Below are 17,849 nucleotides of genomic sequence, written 5' to 3' on the forward strand. Positions count from 1 at the left end.
AGCGTGCTGGCGCATTGCCAGACGGGCTAGAGGACCTTCGCCTGGTAGGACAGCTTGAGGAAGACAGCCCGGTCAGTGACCCGTTGCCCCTCCTCGGTGAACCGGCGTTCGTTGTAGACGATGTAGAAGAACGAGCGGGGGCGGTACTCCGTGCCGAACAGGACGAAGAACCGGCGCTCGTGTGCCAGGTCGGTCTCGAAGGAGCCGCTGGCAAACGAGTCGCGCGTGAACTGCATCCTCGACTGGATGCGTTGCACTCGGTTGACGAGCTTCCAGGGCTGCGTGGACACTCGACGCTTGACCTCGCGCTGCTGGCTGTACTCGATCTGCCAGCGCGTCACGGGTCGTACGACGAGCGCCGGACTGATGAACCACTTGCGAGCGCCGTCTCGGTAGCCGAGGTTCTGAAAGACGCGCACCTGCACGTGTTCCGGCGGGAAGTAGCCGGTGAACAGCTCGACCGTCTCGTCGCGGAAGACCATGCCGTCATCCTCGACCCGGTAGTAGCGCTGCGGTCCTCCGAAGAAGAAGAGATCGCCGAACCCGACGTTGAACTCCGGCGACAGCCGCTCGTTCCGGAGCGAGCCGGTGGAGTCCTCCAGCCGCTCGTAGTTGAACTCCCATCCGACGCGCGACACGAAGCTGTCCTCGAACTGGCGTCGGTATCCGAGCTCGGTTCTGCCGCCGCGTCGGTCGGTGCGCTCGATGAAGCCCGTATCGACGAGGAAATCCGGACCGATGTCCGCTGCCATCAAGCTGTAGCGCCAGGTGTTCGTGCGCCAGTCCGCGCGGAGGAAGGCGGCGTGATCCGTGTGCCATCCGGGCGCGGGCGGGAGCTCGCCTTCGAGCGATGTGCGGTTGCGATCCCAGTTGGCTGCAATCTGCCCCACGATGGTGATATCGTGCGGCAGGCGGATGTTGGCATCAAAGCCGCCGGCTCCGTTCGTCTGATCAAGCGCCGGGTACTGCCGATTCGCGCCGAGGAGACCGATCCCTACGGACGGCATGATATCGCGTTTGTATCGCATCGCCGTGTAGTTGGCGAGATCGTCCAGAGCCGCTCCCTGCTCGTCGAGGTCGTATGCCTGTGCGCTGACGAACGCGACCTCGTTGGAACCCAGCTTCCCTGCCATCTTAGCACCGGCTTTGAGGTCCTCGATCCGACGGGAGTAGAAGAGCTCGATGGGCGCTTGGTAGATCTCCCCGCCTTCCAGGAAGAAGGGTCGCTTCTCCTGAAGGCGGAGCTCGACGTCGGACAGGTTCACCTGAGAGGGGTCCGCTTCGATCTGGGCGAAATCGGGGTTGATGGTGAAGTCGAAGGTGATCCCCGTCAGCGGGTACTGGAAGTCGATGCCGCCCTTGGGCTTCAGGTCGAAATCCTCGCCGGTTTTCTGCCTGGGGCTCGCCGTGAAGTAGGGCGTCACAGCGAGCAGCTTGCCGCGCTCCAGCTTCGACGGCTCCAGACCGACGATCGTGCCGAACTTCGACACGTTGTAGGTCCGGCTTCCCACGTCCGCCCAGGTCAGCTCCTGATCGACGGCTTCGATGTTCCGCCAGAAGTTGATGCCCCACACGTCGCCGTTGCGGTCGAACCGCAGAACGGCGAACGGGATGGACAGCTCGGCCGACCAGCGATCCTCCGACCGGAACACCTCTGCCTGCCAGGTGGCGTCCCAGGACGAATCGCCGAACCGCGACTGGGATTGGTTGAGCCCTTCGTTGGCGATCCGCATGTCGCGCTGGGTGCCCAACGCGTTGACGAGGAACGCGTAGCAGTTGCGGCGGTCGTAGAACGTGTCGAGGTAGACGCCGACGTGATCGTCGGAGAAGAACGGGCTATCGCGCTCGGTTGTCGATGCCAGGACCCGCTTCGTGTTGGCGGCATCGCAATCGAAGGCGATGTAGAGATGCGCGGCATCCCAGAGCACGCGGACTTCGGTGCGCTCTCCTGGTGGGTTCCCGTGGACGGGCTCGTGCTGCGCGAAGGTCGTGGCGGGTGCGGCTGCCTTCCATGCGGGGTCGTCGGTCCTGCCGTCGATCTTGGGGGGCTCCGACGTGAACGTGGCGCGGATCCGAGGCTCGGCGGCGACGCTCCATGCGGCTAGCGCCCAAAGCACAGCAAGGCACGATGCGAGGGATTTCATCGACACGTTGCGCAAAGTCCTGTCTACCAACTAGCGATCAGGATGCCGCCAAAACGCGCGTTTCGAAGAGCCGCAGAAACCTTTCCGGGTCTGCGTCGAGGGCGATCCGCGCGTTCGGTTCCCCGGCAAAGCGCGGGGGCTCCCGCAGATCCGCGACGGTCTGCCCGAGCGTGACCGTCCCGGTCGTCTCGACGACAACCCGGCGTTCGACGTACGTCAACAGGGCATCGTCGACGACGTGCGCGACGGCGAGCGGGTCGTGGACATAGCACCCGTCGATGCCCTCGTGCGTGGAACCGAACTCCATGTAGTGCGCCGTGATGTCGCGCACAAAGCGCCCGCGCCGATGGGTTGCGTGCCGCTCGACGAGCTCGCGTCTCAGAACGATCCGCTCCGTCGCATCGAGGGGCACGAGCGTGACGGGCACGCCGAACCCCAGTACGACAGCGACGGCGTCGGGATCGGCGTAGACGTTGAACTCAGCGACCGGCGACATGTTGCCCTGTCTGCGGAACGCTCCCGCCATCGCGACAATCCGAGCCGCGTGGCGCATCGCCTCAGGGTACAGCGACATAGCCAGCGCGACGTTCGTGAGCGGGCCCACGGCGACGACCGTCACTTCGCCCGGACGAGCGGCGACCGTCTCCGCGATCACCTGCGGCGCTGGACGCCTGTCGAACGCCATGTCCGGGACGGGATACGCGGGATTCCCGGTGTCGTCGCGTGTCCGACTCGCGCCGCCAATGCCATCCCAGCCGTGCACGTCGTCCGCGTAGACCGGATCGCGGCGGAGAGGCACGGAGGCTCCGACTGCCAGGGTCGGGAGCTCCGTCGCTCCCAGAACCGCCAAGGTGCGGAGGATGTTCTCCGCCGCACGACCGACTGGGACGTTCCCGTGGACGGCGGTGATCGCCTCGACGCGGAGCTCCGGGGAACGCATGGCGAGGCAGATCGCCAGCGCGTCATCGACCCCGGTGTCCGTGTCGAGAACGATCCGCCGCACGACATCTCCCGCAGATGGGTCCGCGTCCGGCTATGACGCGCTGAGGCGGGTCTCCGGCATGTTCTCTAGCCGTCCGAGCCAGTAGGCGACGTCGTAGTCTTCATTGCCCGTGAGGAAGCGCCAAAACTTGATCCGGTTCACCACCTCGATACGGATCTCGTTGCCGTACCACCGATGATCCGTGTGTAGGATTCCGCTGACCGACGAGTCGTCGATATCGTCCGTGTTCCATAGGCGGAGTTGGCGAACGGTCGGATTCAAGCGGAGCTTGAACATGTAGCGCCGACGATCCGTGCAGTTGGGCTGCGCGCAGTGCCAGATGCCGTGGTGGACGACGACGACGGTTCCCTCTGGACACGCGATCGCCACCTGAGACAGGAAGTTCTGGTAGCGCGCGATGTCCGTCTCGCTGATGCGCCGGTACTGGCTCCCGGGAAGGATCATCGTGCCGCCCATCTCGCGCGGCGTGTCGTGGCTGAAGTAGAAGAACTGAATGTCGAAGTGCGTCCGCGTGTCGATGATCGCGTCGGCGTGCCAGATCTGACCGTTCGGGTTGTTCGCGTTGACCGTGTGGATCGCGTGATGGTCGTAGAGAGGGTCGGGGCCCACTAGGCTGCGAATGATCCCCTGGATCTGCGGCAGACGAAACACCTCTCCCACGGCGCTTTCGGACTGCCAGAGCTCACTGAAGGGCTGCCCAGCCTTGCCGCGCGGAACCGCGTTCCGCTCCATCTCGTCGAACGCGGCGGCGTTGAGCTCGCGCGGCACGAGTCCATCAAACCTCAGGTAACCGTCTGCGACGAAGCTCGCCATTTGCTTCGTCGTCAGCAGGTGTTGGCGGTCACTCACCGATGTCCTCCATCTTCTCGAGAATGTACTCGAACCGGAGATAAGATGTCGTGTACTCCATTCCCGGATAGGCGGGGAATTGCTGCGGGAACTGGATGACACGCCAGCCGTCGCGCATCGCCGCCACGACGGACGCGTAGGGAGGCGTCTCGCTGTCGCCGCTCGTATGGGCATCCCTGCCTGTTCCGTCGTACTGTGTCCAGGCGACGACGGAACCGTACAGGTCAGGGGTGTGCAGATACAGGACGAGCAGCTTCTGTCGCAGGTTTGGCATTCACACCTTTCACCGTTGAGGGCCCTGATCGGCATTCGCAGCCGACGCAAGCAGAAAGCCCGATGCGCCTTGTTGGCGTGTCCATCGTTCGTCGCGCGGGACGGCACTATCTTATGTAAAGCGTCGAGACGGTGTCAATCGTCAGCAGGGAGGCTATGCGACCGATCCGCGCGGGAGTCGCGAGACGGAAACAGGGGCGACTCCACCGGGAGCCGCCCCTGCTCAGAACCAGTCGCAGCGGGATACGCCTCAGTCGTCGTCGCCCGAGTCCTTGACGGCAGGCATCGGCTCGGGCGGAGCAACCGACCGGCGCGCGGCGACCCGCAAGCGTCGGTGTTGCACCATGCCGGTTCCCGCCGGAATGAGGCGTCCCATGATGACGTTCTCTTTGACGCCGCGCAGCGCGTCGCGCTTGCCTGCGACTGACGCGCCGGTGAGGACGTTCGTCGTCTGCTGGAACGACGCCGCCGAGATGAAGCTCTCCGTGCTGAGCGACGCCTTGGTGACGCCCTGGAGGATAGGCGATGCTTGCGCCGGAACGCCTGTGCGCTCCACGTCGATGGAAAGCGAGTCCGACGAGCCCATCCCGCTCTCGCGGAGCGTCTCGATCAGCGCCTCTGTGACCTCCGTGCCCTTCTCAGCCAGAACGACGCCTTCCTTGTCGACGACCGGCAGCCCGATCCGTCCGCCCACGTACACTGGCGCTTCGGACAGCGACACCTGCGACGGCACGATGACACGACGGCTCGTGACGCGCTGGTTCTCGCGTCGGAACACGGTGTGGCTGACCTCGTCTCCTTCGAGGAAGTCCGTGTCGCCCGCATCCGTGATGGCGACCTTCTTCATCATCTGGCGGATGATGACCTCGATGTGCTTGTCGTTGATCCGCTCGCCCTGCGCGCCATAGACGCCCTTGATCTCCCGGACCAGGTAGCGCTGGACTTCCTCTCTGCCCTTGACCGCCAGGATGTCGTGCGGATTCAGAGGACCGTCGGTCAGCCCGTCTCCAGCCTCGACGTGGTCGCCGTCCTGAACGCTGATGAACTTCCCGAGTGGGATCTTGTAGTCCTTCGTCTCGGGTTCGCCTCGCTCGTTCAGGATGTCGCTGGTGACTCGAACGACCTGCATACCACGGCTCATACCCGGGAACGACACGGTTCCGCTGAGCTCCGTGATCGTCGCATGGTCCTTCGGCTTGCGGGCTTCGAACAGCTCCGTCACGCGCGGCAGACCGGAGACGATGTCGGACGACTTCGCGGTTCCACGAGGCATGCGCGCGAGCGTGTCGCCCACGACCACCTTCTCGCGGACGCGCACTTCCTCGAAACTGGCATCGATGATTGCCTTCGCCGACTTCGCGTCGATGGGCTGATCCGCTGGAGCATAGAGCTTCCCGCGCGAGCCCTTCACGTCCGTGACGGGAATGCGTCCGATGAGGTCCGCCGCCGTGTATTCACCGGTGATCTCGATGCCTTCGGCGATCGAGAGTCGGGCTCCGGTCGGCAGGACGTAGGAATCGAGAACCGTCGCGCCGTCGTCATCGACGATCTCGACGCGCGGATGTGTGTCTTCCCGACGGTAGTCCGTGATGACGCGCTCTCGCTGACCGGTGGACTCGTCCACGATCTCTTCGAGCGTCAGGCCGGGCCGGATGTCGCGGAAGCGGACGTGGCCGCTCACCTTTGTTAGGATGGGCTTGTGCGTCGCATCCGAACGGAACAGGAGCATGCCGCGCTCGACGACGTCGTTCTCCAGGGCATCGAGCGTGGCTCCTGCCGCAACGCGGTGTTGTTCGCGCTCGCGTCCCTCGTCGTCGACGACGAGCATCCATCCGTTGCGCAGGGCGATCGTCTCGCCGCTGGGCCGAGTCGCTGGCTGAACGGCTCTCAGGACGACCTTGCCGGTGCGGGATCGCGCGCGCACTTCGGAGCCAGCGCCGATGATGCCGCTGACGGCTCCACCCGTGTGGAACGTGCGCATCGTCAACTGCGTGCCGGGCTCTCCGATGGATTGGGCGGCAAGGATGCCGATCGCCTCGCCGATATCGACCATGCGATGGTTGCTCAGGTCGGCGCCGTAGCACATCTGGCACACGCCGTGGGGGGCTTCGCACGTCAGCGGCGAGCGGATGCGGACGAACAGAACGCCCGCGTCGTCCACCATGGCTGCCTTCGACGAGGTGAACACCTCTCCGGCGGCGACGAGAACTTGACCCGTGGATGGGTCCACGACGTCCTCGAGCGCGACACGGCCGGCGATTCGGTCGGCGAGCGATTCGCCCTCCTCGTCGGCTTCCATCGCCGTGCGCGTCAGCCCGATCGTCGTGCCGCAGTCATGGATCGACACGATGACGTCCTGAGCGACATCGACCAGCTTCCGGGTGAGATAGCCGGAACTCGCGGTCTTGATTGCCGTGTCCGCGAGACCCTTGCGGGCGCCGTGCGTCGAGATGAAGTACTCGAGGACGGACAAGCCCTCGCGTAGGGACGCGAAGATGGGCGTTTCGATGATGCTGCCGTCCGGCTTCGCCAACATGCCACGCATACCGGCGATCTGACGGATCGCCTCGTTGCGCGCGCGCGCGCCCGAGTCCGCCATGACGAACAGCGGGTTGAAGCCGGCTTCGTACCGCTCGGCGGTGGTGAGCCATGCGGGCCTCTCGTCGGTGACCGCCGGAACGTTCGCCTTGTCTTCTCCGGTTGCCGGTAGCGACGGCATGTGCTGATGGAGCGTGCTCTTCGCGAGCGTCGTGAAGAGGCTCTTCTGCACGTCGTCGGTCAGGCGTCCCCAGATGGCGATGATGCTGTTGTAGCGCTCGCTCGCGCCGACGCGCCCCTCGCGGAACGCCTGTTCGACCTGCTGAACGTTCGCGATGGCGGCTTCGCGCAGCGCGTGCTTGTCGGACGGCTCGACGAAGTCGCCGATCCCCAGAGACAAGCCCGACACGGTGGCGTACTGGAACCCAAGCGACTTGAGGCCGTTGAGCAGACCGACCGCCCGACGGTTCCCCAGCGTCTGGAAGCAGTTCGCGACCAGGTCGCGCAGAGCGCGCGTCTTGAGCTCCTCGTTGATGAACGGGAGCCGCACGACATTGCCGTGGATATCCTCGCAGTTGTAGAGGATCTCGGGCGGCAGGATTCGGCTGAAGAGCACGCGACCCGGCGTCGTCCGCAGGATCGCCGAGGCGGCCTCGTGCCGGATGCGAACCTCGATCCAGTCATGGAGCTGGATGACGCCGCTATCCAGAGCGTAGACGACATCGTCGCTGCTGGCGAATCGAAGCGGCTTCTCGCCCTCGTTCGCCGGAGATTCCGTGTCGATCTGCCCTCCGACCAGGACTCGATGGCCCGCTGTGACGTGGAGCGCCTTGGTAACGTAGTTGCAGCCGAGCACCATGTCGAGTTCCGGTACGGCGACGGGCTGTCCGTGCGCGGGCTTGAGGATGTTGCGCACCGACGCCATCAAGACGCGCGCCTCGACCTGCGCTTCGGCGGACAGCGGGACGTGCACCGCCATCTGGTCGCCATCGAAGTCGGCGTTGAAGGCTTTGCACACCAGCGGATGGATGCGGATCGCCTCGCCCTCGACCAGGTGCGGCTGGAACGCCTGAATGCCGAGGCGGTGGAGGGTTGGCGCTCGGTTCAGCAGAACCGGGTGCTCCTCGATGACCTCTTCGAGAACCTCCCAGACTTGGTCGTCAACGCGGTCCGCCATCCGCTTGGCGGACTTGATCGTCGTCGCGTAGTTCTTCTCCTGCAGCTTGCGGATGATGAAGGGCTTGAAGAGCTCCAACGCCATCTTTTTGGGCAAGCCGCACTGTCCGAGCCGCAACTCGGGTCCCACGACGATCACGGAGCGGCCGGAGTAGTCGACGCGCTTGCCGAGCAGGTTCTGGCGGAACCGTCCCGGCTTGCCCTTGAGCATGTCGCTCAGAGACTTCAGCGGCCGGTTTCCAGGGCCCTTGACGACGCGGCCGTGCTTGCCATTCTCGATGAGCGCATCGACCGCCTCCTGGAGCATCCGCTTCTCGTTGCGGATGATTACCTCAGGAGCTTTGAGCTCGACGAGCTTCTTGAGCCGATTGTTCCGATTGATGACACGACGATACAGATCGTTCAGGTCGGACGTGGCGAACCGTCCGCCGTCGAGGGCGACAAGCGGGCGCAGCTCGGGCGGCATGACCGGGATGACGTCGAGGATCATCCACTCGGGTCGGTTCTCCGACTTGATCATTCCGCGGATGATCTTGAGCCGCTTGCGGATCTTCTTCGCCTTCTGCTTCGAGTTCGTCTCCACCAGCTCGGCGTCGAGTTGCACCGCTTCGCGCTCGAGGTCCATGCTGATGAGGATCTCTTTGATGGCGGCAGCGCCCATCTCAGCACGGAAGTGGTAGCCGTGCTCGCGCAGCTTCTGATACTGCTCCTCGGTCAGTCGGTCTCGGAAGTCCAGGGGGCTGTCGCCGGGATCCAGGACGATGTACGCCTCGAAGTAGAGGACGCGCTCCAGTTCCTTGAGCGACAGATCCAGCAAAAGCCCGAGCCGGCTGGGTACGCCCTTGAAGAACCAGATGTGCGAGACCGGCGTTGCCAGTTGGATGAAGCCCATGCGCTCGCGGCGGACCTTCGCCTGGGTCACCTCGACGCCGCAGCGGTCGCACACGACGCCCTTGTACTTGATGCGCTTGTACTTGCCGCAACTGCACTCCCAGTCCTTGGTCGGACCGAAGATCGCTTCGCAGAAGAGCCCGTCGCGCTCAGGCTTGAACGTCCGGTAGTTGATCGTCTCGGGCTTCTTGACCTCGCCGGATGCGTACGAACTGGCGTTGGGGCTCTTCGCCCACTCCCGGATGGTGTCCGGCGACGCCATGCGGATGGAGATCGCGTCGAAGTTGTTGACGTTGTGCGAAGGTCGATACTGAGCCAAGGGGTCGGACCTCCTCTGGGGAACCGCTGCGCTTCGACGTGTCGCTCGACCGGGTTACGGGGTCGTCAGCGGCTGAGCCGTCCCACTGAGGGTCGGAACGGCTCAGCCCTTCGGGTCGGTTCAGGAACCGGCAGCCTCGATGGGCTCAGCCGTCAACTGGTCGAGGAGCGCGCGCTCGGATTCGGCGTCGCTGGACTCCTCGAGGGTGACGTCGAGGCAGAGGCTCTGGAGTTCCTTGATGAGGACGTTGAACGATTCCGGCGTACCCGGTTCGGGCGCGTTCTCGCCCTTGACGATCGCTTCGTAGACACGCGTACGCCCGACGATATCGTCGGACTTGATCGTGAGGAGTTCCTGCAGGAGGTAAGCCGCGCCGTATGCCTCGAGCGCCCACACCTCCATTTCGCCGAACCGCTGACCTCCCAGCTGCGCCTTGCCGCCCAACGGTTGCTGCGTGACCAGCGAGTAGGGCCCGATGGAGCGTGCGTGGATCTTGTCGGCGACCAAATGGTTCAACTTGAGCATGTAGTGGAGCCCGACGGTCACCTTCTGGTGGAAGGCTTCGCCGGTTCGACCGTCGTACAGTCGCGCCTTGCCCGTCAGCGGCAACCCGGCTGCCTCGAGCTCGTCGCGGATCTCATCCTCGCTGGCGCCGTCGAACACCGGCGTGGCGACCTTCATCCCAAGCTGGCTGGCTGCCCAGCCGAGGTGGGTCTCCAGGATCTGCCCCACGTTCATGCGCCCCGGGACGCCCAGCGGATTCAGGATCATGTCGACCGGCGTGCCATCTTCGAGGTACGGCATGTCCTCGATGGGCAGAATCTTTGAGATGACGCCCTTGTTGCCGTGCCGACCCGACAGCTTGTCGCCGACGGAGATCTTCCGCTTCGTCGCGACGTAGACGCGCACGAGTTTCAGAACGCCGGGTTTCAGCTCGTCGCCCTTGTTGATCTTTTCGATCTTCTCGTCGCGCTCGACGTTGACCTCGCGGATACGCCCCTGAGCCAGGCTGCGGATTTGCCGAATGCGCTCCATCGTGTCGAGGTCGGAGACGGAGGCATCCTCCGCCGCCAGCGCCTGGTCGAGCATCGCCTGCGTGACGACGTCGCCCTTCTTGCTGACGGTTCCGCTCTCCGTCCGTAGCGCCGTCACCAGCTCCTTGCCGAGGATCAGGCGCTTCGCCTGCTCGCGGAGCCCCTGCTGAATGAGGGCGATCTTGTCGCGGCAGTCCTTCTCCGCCTGCTTGATCTGTGCCTGCTCGCGGAGCTCGCTCTGGCGATCCTTCTCGCGCTCCTTGCGCGCGAAGATGCGCGTGTTGATGACGACGCCTTCGACGCCGGGACGGGCTTCCAGCGAGGCGTCTTTGAAGTCGCCCGCCTTGTCGCCGAAGATGGCTCGGAGGAGCTTCTCTTCGGGGCCCAGCTCGCTCTCGCCCTTGGGCGTCACCTTGCCGACCAGGATGTCCCACGGTTCCACGACCGACCCGATGCGAACGATGCCCTCCTCGTCCAGGTCGCTGAGGGCTTCCTCGCTCTTATTCGGGATGTCGCGCGTGATCTCTTCCTTGCCCAGCTTCGTGTCGCGGGCGTCGAGCTCGAACTCCTCGATGTGGATCGACGTCAGCACGTCGTCCTGCACGAGGCGCTCGCTGATGAGGATGGCGTCCTCGTAGTTGTAGCCTTCCCACGGCATGAACGCGACGAGCACGTTCGCGCCAAGCGCCAATTCTCCCTGGTTGGTCGCGCTCCCGTCGGCGATCACCTCTCCGGCTCGGACACGCTGACCCTTACGGCAAATGGGCATCTGGTCGATGACCGTGTTGCTGTTGGAGCGCTTGTACTTGATGAGCCGATAGACGTCGTAACCCATCTCGGAGAAGGAGTGCTCGCCCTCGTCGTAGAGCTCGCCTTCCTGCGTTCGGACGATGATCTCGTCGGCGGTGACGCTCTCCACGATTCCGTCGCGCTTGGCAACGACGACGGCTCCGGAGTCCAGCGCCGCCTTGTACTCGATGCCGGTTCCGATGACGGGCGCTTCGCGCCGGAGCAGTGGAACCGCCTGACGCTGCTGGTTCGCGCCCATCAGAGCTCGGTTCGCGTCGTCGTGCTCGAGGAAGGGGATCAGCGCCGCCGAGACGCTGACGACCTGCTTCGGCGACACATCGACGTAATCGACTTCGGTCGGCGACTTCACTGGGAAGTCACCGCGATGGCGCGTGATCGTGGGCAGATCGGACAGGGTGCCCTCCGCGTCGCGCGCGATGTTCGCCTGGGCGATGACGTGGAGGTCTTCCTGGTCCGCTGAGAGGTAGTCGATCGCGCCGGGAACGACCTGACCCTCCTGAACGCGCTGATAGGGCGTTTCGAGGAAACCGTACTCGTTGACTTGTGCGTAGCAGCTCAACGACACCATGAGACCGACGCTGGGCCCCTCGGGCGTCTCGATCGGGCAGACACGCCCGTAGTGCGTGTGGTGCACGTCACGGACGTCGTAGGTGGCTCGGTCGCGGTGCAGACCGCCCGGTCCCAGGGCGCTCAGACGGCGCTTGTGCGTCAGCTCGTCCAGCGGATTCGTTTGCGCCATGAACTGGGACAACTGGCTGCTGCCGAAGAAGTCCTTGATGGCGCTGGTGAGCGGCTTCGGGTTGATCAGGTCGTTCGGCGTTCGTTGATCGAGGTCTTGCGCCTGGATGGTCATCCGCTCGCGGATGTTCCGAGCCATGCGCAGCAGCCCAACACGAACCTGACTCTGGAGGAGCTCCCCGACCGCGCGAACGCGCCGGTTCCCTAGATGGTCGATGTCGTCCACGATCCCCTTGCCCGCCATCACGTCGAGCAAGTAGCGCAGGACAGCGATGATGTCGGTGTCCTCGAGAACGCGCGAGTCTGGATCGACCTTCAGCCCGAGCTTCTTATTCAGCTTGTAGCGTCCGACGCGGGAGAGATCGTAGCGGTTCGGATCGAAGTAGAGCCGCTCGATGCGCGTACGAGCGCTGTCCGGCGTCGGCGAATCCCCCGGCTGGAGAGCGCGGAAGATCTCCATGAGGGCTTCGTCCTGCGTCCGGAACGGGTCCTTGCGCAGCGTATCGAGCAGGGGTCGGATCCACGCTTCCTGAGCCGACGGAATTACGGCGATGGCAGCGATGTTCGCGGCGATGAGGCGCTCGATGAGCGCCGTATCCACCTCGACACCCGTCTCAGCCAGCACTTCGCCGGTGTCGGCGTCGACAGCGGATGCCGCGAGGATGCGTCTCGTCAACGGTGCGTCGTCGGTCGCCGTGGCGTTGCGCACGATGATCGTCTCGATCTGCGCTTCGCGCAGCAGGGCTGCGACGTCCGCGGTCAGCGGCGTGCCGACGTCCGCGAGGACTTCGCCTGTCTCCTGGTCGACGGCGGTCTGCGCGAGCGTCTTACCCAGGCTCCCCTCGACGTCCGCCAACGAGACGACGGTCGCCTCGCCCAGCGGCAGCGTCTCCGGCGTCACGAACTGCTGAACGATCTGCTCGTTGGTGGACCAGTGGAGCGCCCTGAGAAATGTCGTCGCGTAGCGCTTCTTCCGCCGATCGAGGCGCACCCAGAGCAGGTTCTGGATGTCGGATTCGAACTCGATCCACGCGCCCCGGAGCGGAATGATCTGCGTGACGTAGGTCTTGCGGCCGGCCGGCTGAACCTCCTCTTTGAAGATCACGCCCTCGGAGCGCTTCAGTTGGCTGACCACGACGCGCTCAGCGCCGTTGATGATGAACGTCCCGCGTTCCGTCATGAGCGGGATCTCGCCCATGTAGACGTCGGATTCCTTGACGTCCTGCACATCGCCCGCCGCGTCGCCATCTTCGGACTTGGACCGCACCACCATGCGGACCTTGACCTTGAGTGGGATCGCGTAGGTGGTGCCGCGTTCTTGGCACTCGACGATGTCGTACTTCGGCCGACCCAGTTCGTACGAAGCGTAGTTAAGTGAAGCGGTCTCGCTGAAGTCGGTGATCTGAAGCATCTCGCGGAACGCCGCTTCGAGTCCCGTGATCGCGCGTTGCTCAGCAGGAACGTCCCGCTGCAGGAACTCTTCGTACGAGCGCTTCTGGACCTCGACAAGGTCCGGCAGGTCCAGGACCTCAGGAATCTTGGCATACGAACGCCGCTGGGTCTTACCGACCTGTATCGTGTGGGGCATGCTTCCTCCACAGGACGATTGCGGGGAGGTTCGGGGCGTGAGCAACTAACTATTTTAACCGCAGAGAACGGGAAGTGCAAGGAAAACGACACGACTTGGATCGACTGGGGCACGAGCCCGCCCCGTGGCATGTCCCGAGACACGATGCCGACGGAGGCGCTCTCTCACGGCGTGGATTCTCGAAGTCGGGACTGTCGTCACCGGCTCACGTCGCTGTTGAACCGGTGGCTCTCACACGAGCCACCGGTTTCAGGCGTATGGCGAGTGTCGCGTCACCTCGTATCAGGCTGGGATGCGCTTGCGGATGTCCTCGGCGCGGGACGCCGACCCGAGCTGGGCATAGAGGTCCGCCGCCTTGGTCAGATTCTCTCTCGCCTGGTCGGGATCGTTCTGCTCGAGGTAGATGTCACCCAGGTTGCGGTATATTTCCGCCTGCGCGGTGGCATCCTTCGCGTTGACCGCGGACTCGAGCGCCGCTCGGAACTCGCTGATCGCCTCCTCAGGTCGAGAGCGCTTCCACATCAGCGTTCCCAAGTTGACCTGGGCTTTGACGAGTACCTGTTGCATGCCGATTTCCTTGGCGAGCGCCTCGGCGTCTCTGCCGAACTGCTCCGCCGCATCGAGGTCATTGGCGTAGATGTAGGCGTCGCAGATGTTGTTGAGCGCGCTGACCTCGTTCTGGCGGTCGCCGATGCTGCGGCTGATCTCAAGCCCGCGCGTGTAGTGGGCGATCGCCTGTGTGTAGTCCTTCAGGTAGAAATAGAACGCGCCGATGAGGGTCTCCGCCTCGGCAATGCCTTGCGGGGAGCCGATGTTCTCGGCGATCTCGAGCGCCTTCTCGTAGTGTTCACGCGCCTTGTCCATATCGCCCTGCTGCCGGAGCAGCGATCCCAGACCGGCATAGGATCGGGTGAGCCCGTCGGCGTACGCCATTTCCTCCTTGAGCTCGATGCTCCGGCGGACGGCTTCGATCGCATCGGCGGTCTTGCCTTGGAGCCGGTGCGCGGCGCTCATGTTGTGATAGAGCGCAGACATCAGGAGCTTGTCGCCGATGCGCTCGCCGATCTCAACGGCTTGGCGGTAATAGCCCATCGCCGTGTCGAACTGCCCGAGACGGAGCTGGATGCTGCCCAGGTTCTTGAGCGCGCTGCACATCACGTCCGGGGCGTCCATTCCCTCCAGCATATCGACGGCTCGACGGCATTTCTCGTTGGCGTCCGGGAAGCTGCCGCGCGTGTAGGAGATGAAGCCCTTCATGTCGTAGAGCCTCGCCCCCTCTCGGATCGTCTCCGGCGTCTGCTCGATCTGCTCGAGAGCTTCCAGGGCTTGGTCGAAGAAACCGTCGGCGTCGGCGAACTCCGAGCGCTTCTGCCGAATGAGGCCCGACTTGCGCAGGAGCACCGCGCGCCGCAGACCTGCCTCGACGAGTACCAGCGACCGCGACGACATCGAGACGGCGTCGTCGTAGCGCCCGATCACCGTGTAGACGTCGGTCAGTCCCTCGAGGATCTCAAGCACGTCGTCTCGGTCGGCATCGGACAGTTGGTCGGCGATCTCCAGCCCGCGCTCGTAGGACGTGCAGGCGTCCTTGTTGTTGAAGTAGCGCCGCGACTTCGTCCCTGCCGCCCCGCTGTAGTGAACCGCCTTGTGCCGGTTCGTGGACTGAACGAAGTGGAACGCCAGCAGCTCCAGGAAGAGCTCGAGCGACTCGACGTGTTGCGTTTCGAGCGTCGAGCCGACCCGCGAGTGGAGTTCCCTTCGATGAGGTCCAACGATGGCGTTGTACGAGATCTCGTACGTCACGATATGACCGAAGACGTACGCGAGCGGATCCGGCACTTCCTCGTAGACGAAGTTCAGGTCGGTCAGATAGGACAGGCAGTCATCGAGCTTGGCAGTGTCGTCAACGACGTCCTCGAGGACTTCGTGCTCGAACTTCCTGCCGATGACGGACGCCGTCTGGAGGACGACCTTGGACGCGTCGTCCAGCTTGTCGATACGAGCGCTCAGCATCTGCTCCAGCGAATCCGGCGGGCGGAACTCGGAGACGTCCTTCTTGAGAACCCAGATGTCGCCGCTCCGCTCGATGAAATCGTCGTCGAGCAGGACGCGGATGAACTCTTCGAGGTAGAACGGGTTGCCGCCCGCCTTATCGAGGAGCATCTCCTTGATGGGTTTGCCCTCTTCCGTCATCGGCAGCATGATGTCGATGAGACGTCGCGCCGCTTCCGGCACCAGTGGGGTGATCTCGATGAGCTCGTACCGAGACGCGTACTTCGACTGAGCCGTCTCGCCGAGCGCCCAGCACAGATCGCGCCGTTCGGGGCGGTAGATGAGCATCAGGTAGATGGGAACCTCCCTGAGGTTCTCCATCAGGAAGTAGATGAGATCGTTCGAGATGCTGTCGAGCCAGTGCAAGTCGTCGAGGGCGAGGATGACGGGACGCTGGCTCACCTCTCGCGCCAGCAGGTCGCGGACGGCGACCCATGTCCGCCTCTGCAACTGCTCCGGGTCCAGGTAAGCGATACGGTCTGCCAGTGGACCCTCGAACGTGACGGAGAGCATGTTCCCGATGTAGGGCAGCACCTCGTCCATCGCCGCCTGGTCGCCGCCGAAGACCTGTTCGAGCCTGGACGTCAGCTTGATCCGGCGGTCCAGTGCCGTGTCGGACTCCTTCAGCCCCAGGTAGGCTTCGAAGGCTCGCAGGAAGACGGAGTAACTCGACGTCACCGTGTTGGGGAAACACGATCCCTCGATCCAGACGCCGCCATGCTGTTCGAGGATCGCCCGCGTCTCGCGCTTCAGGCGCGACTTGCCGAACCCCGCCTCGCCGATGATGGTCGTAATGACGCTCTCGCCCGCCATCGCCCGCTCGAGGCACTTCTTCGACAGCTCGAACTGCGCTTCACGTCCGACCATCGGGACGTTGCCGAGCTCGGTCAGACCGCGCTTGGACTCGGTCTGGTCCTTCTTGCCGAGCACGAGATAGATGGGAACCATCTTCCCGCCGAGCTCGACCGGGTCCAGCGTCTTGAAATCGATCAGCGCGCGCGTCAGCCGGTAGGTACGCTCGCCGACGACGATCTCCCCGCCCTCGGAGACGTCCTCCAGGATCTCGGCGAGCTCGACAGGCTCCCCGATCACCGTGTAGTCCATCCGAGTGGAGCCAGGAACCAGGTTCCCGATGGAGACGCGTCCCGTGTTGATCCCGATGTGGACGGTGAGCGGCGGGACGCCGAGCTCTTCCTGCGTTTCATCGCTGAACCGCTGCATCTCCTCCATCATTTCGAGGGCACACCAGATCGCGCGCTCCGGGTCGTCCTCGTGGATGATGGGCGCTCCGAACATCGCCATCAGTTCGTCGCCGACGATCTTGTCGATGACGCCCTCATGCTTGTAGATAATGTCTCCGAGCCGCTTGTGGCACCGGTTCATCACTTCGGCGATGAGCTCGGGTTTCGTCTTGTACTTCTCAGACAGGGCAGTGAACCCGCTGACGTCCGAGAAGAGCATCGTGACCATCTTGCGCTCGCCGGGTGCGGCCGTTTGACCCGACTTGATGCGCTCGCGCAGGTATTCGGGGATGGATTCCTCGAGCCGCTTGAGTCGGTCGGCGTCGGCTTCGCGCGTCGCCTGGAGGGCTGTCGCCGCCTCCTTGCGGCGCCGGACTCCGTAAATGGGAACCGGCTCGGAGATGCCCTTCACCATGACGGCCGGAAGGGCTTCGTACTCGAAGTAGTCTATCGTCGCGTCGTACGCGGCTGGGCTGACGACGACTTCGTTGTGTCCTGCCTTCGTCTTGAGTCGTGCCGACAGGTTGACCGTGTCACCGATGACGGTGGTGTCGATCGTACGTTCGGTCCGGATCTGCCCGACCCAGGCTTTGCCCGTGTTGACGCCGACGTGGACTTCCGCGCCGTACTGCTCAGCCGTTTCGGTCATCTCCATGGCAGCTAGGACGGCGAACATCGGATCGTTCGGCGTTGACCGCTGCGTGCCAAACGTCGCCATGAAGAAGCCGCGGATGATCTTGTCGATGCTTCCGCCGTACTTGGAGATGATCTCGTCCAGAGCCGCGTCGAACCCACCCTTGCGGACCGCGATGTCCTCCATCTGGTCCTGCGTCATGCTCGGAGTGGTTTCGAATCCCGCGATGGAGGCGAAGATGACACTGATGACACGCTGGCCGCCTCGACTGTCGTCGAACTCGACGGAGTCGTGTTCCGCGAGCATCGCGTCATCGCGGGCGTCTTCGTCGATGGGAAGCCCGTCTTCGCCGAGCAACACGTCGTCCGATGGACTGGAAGCGGGCGCAGTCTGCTCGTCAGACTGGGCGTCGTCCCGCACTTCGTCCGAGGGCACTTCAGCCATGTAACCCTGCCTCAACATTCGCTGTCGCGCTGCGTATGCGCATTGCAGTCAACACCAGCCCGGCTGGCGCATCGACACACCGCTGGCGCAGCCCATCCTAGTACAAGCACTGAGC

At 64.0% G+C, this 17,849-nt stretch carries 7 protein-coding genes; all 7 read right to left on the reverse strand.

The annotated features are described in order from the left end of the window. Nucleotides 1-26 precede the first annotated feature (26 nt). The gene (locus tag FJZ36_01560; protein ID MBM3213598.1) at nucleotides 27-2,150 is read right to left on the reverse strand and encodes a carbohydrate binding family 9 domain-containing protein; all 2,124 of its coding nucleotides are present in this window, start codon (nucleotides 2,148-2,150) and stop codon (nucleotides 27-29) included. 31 nt (nucleotides 2,151-2,181) lie between these two features. Beyond that, complete coding sequence (locus FJZ36_01565; GenBank protein ID MBM3213599.1) at nucleotides 2,182-3,147, reverse strand: nucleoside hydrolase; 966 nt, start codon at nucleotides 3,145-3,147, stop codon at nucleotides 2,182-2,184. Between the two features lie 30 nt (nucleotides 3,148-3,177). Continuing rightward, the gene (locus FJZ36_01570; GenBank protein ID MBM3213600.1) at nucleotides 3,178-3,996 is read right to left on the reverse strand and encodes a phytanoyl-CoA dioxygenase family protein; all 819 of its coding nucleotides are present in this window, start codon (nucleotides 3,994-3,996) and stop codon (nucleotides 3,178-3,180) included. Further along, a complete protein-coding gene (locus FJZ36_01575) occupies nucleotides 3,989-4,270 on the reverse strand; it encodes a hypothetical protein (GenBank protein ID MBM3213601.1) in 282 nt (93 codons plus the stop codon). Before FJZ36_01575 ends, FJZ36_01570 begins: the two co-directional genes overlap by 8 nt. 249 nt (nucleotides 4,271-4,519) lie before the next feature. Continuing rightward, the gene (gene rpoC, locus FJZ36_01580; protein MBM3213602.1) at nucleotides 4,520-9,193 is read right to left on the reverse strand and encodes a DNA-directed RNA polymerase subunit beta'; all 4,674 of its coding nucleotides are present in this window, start codon (nucleotides 9,191-9,193) and stop codon (nucleotides 4,520-4,522) included. A gap of 120 nt (nucleotides 9,194-9,313) precedes the next feature. After that, nucleotides 9,314-13,363: a DNA-directed RNA polymerase subunit beta gene (rpoB, locus tag FJZ36_01585; GenBank protein ID MBM3213603.1), complete on the reverse strand. Its 4,050-nt coding sequence runs from the start codon at nucleotides 13,361-13,363 to the stop codon at nucleotides 9,314-9,316. Nucleotides 13,364-13,645: 282 nt separating this feature from the next. Next, nucleotides 13,646-17,752 carry a tetratricopeptide repeat protein gene (locus FJZ36_01590; protein ID MBM3213604.1) on the reverse strand — a complete coding sequence of 1,369 codons (4,107 nt, stop codon included), beginning with the start codon at nucleotides 17,750-17,752 and terminating at the stop codon, nucleotides 13,646-13,648. Between the last annotated feature and the right edge of the window lie 97 nt (nucleotides 17,753-17,849).

The sequence above is a fragment of the Candidatus Poribacteria bacterium genome (genome assembly GCA_016866785.1).
Classification (GTDB): Bacteria; Poribacteria; WGA-4E.

Coding starts and splice junctions, on each gene's coding strand:
- rpoB (MBM3213603.1), bottom strand. CDS start 13,363: ATGCCCCACACGATACAGGTCGGTAAGACCCAGCGGCGTTCGTATGCC.
- FJZ36_01575 (MBM3213601.1), bottom strand. CDS start 4,270: ATGCCAAACCTGCGACAGAAGCTGCTCGTCCTGTATCTGCACACCCCT.
- FJZ36_01590 (MBM3213604.1), bottom strand. CDS start 17,752: ATGTTGAGGCAGGGTTACATGGCTGAAGTGCCCTCGGACGAAGTGCGG.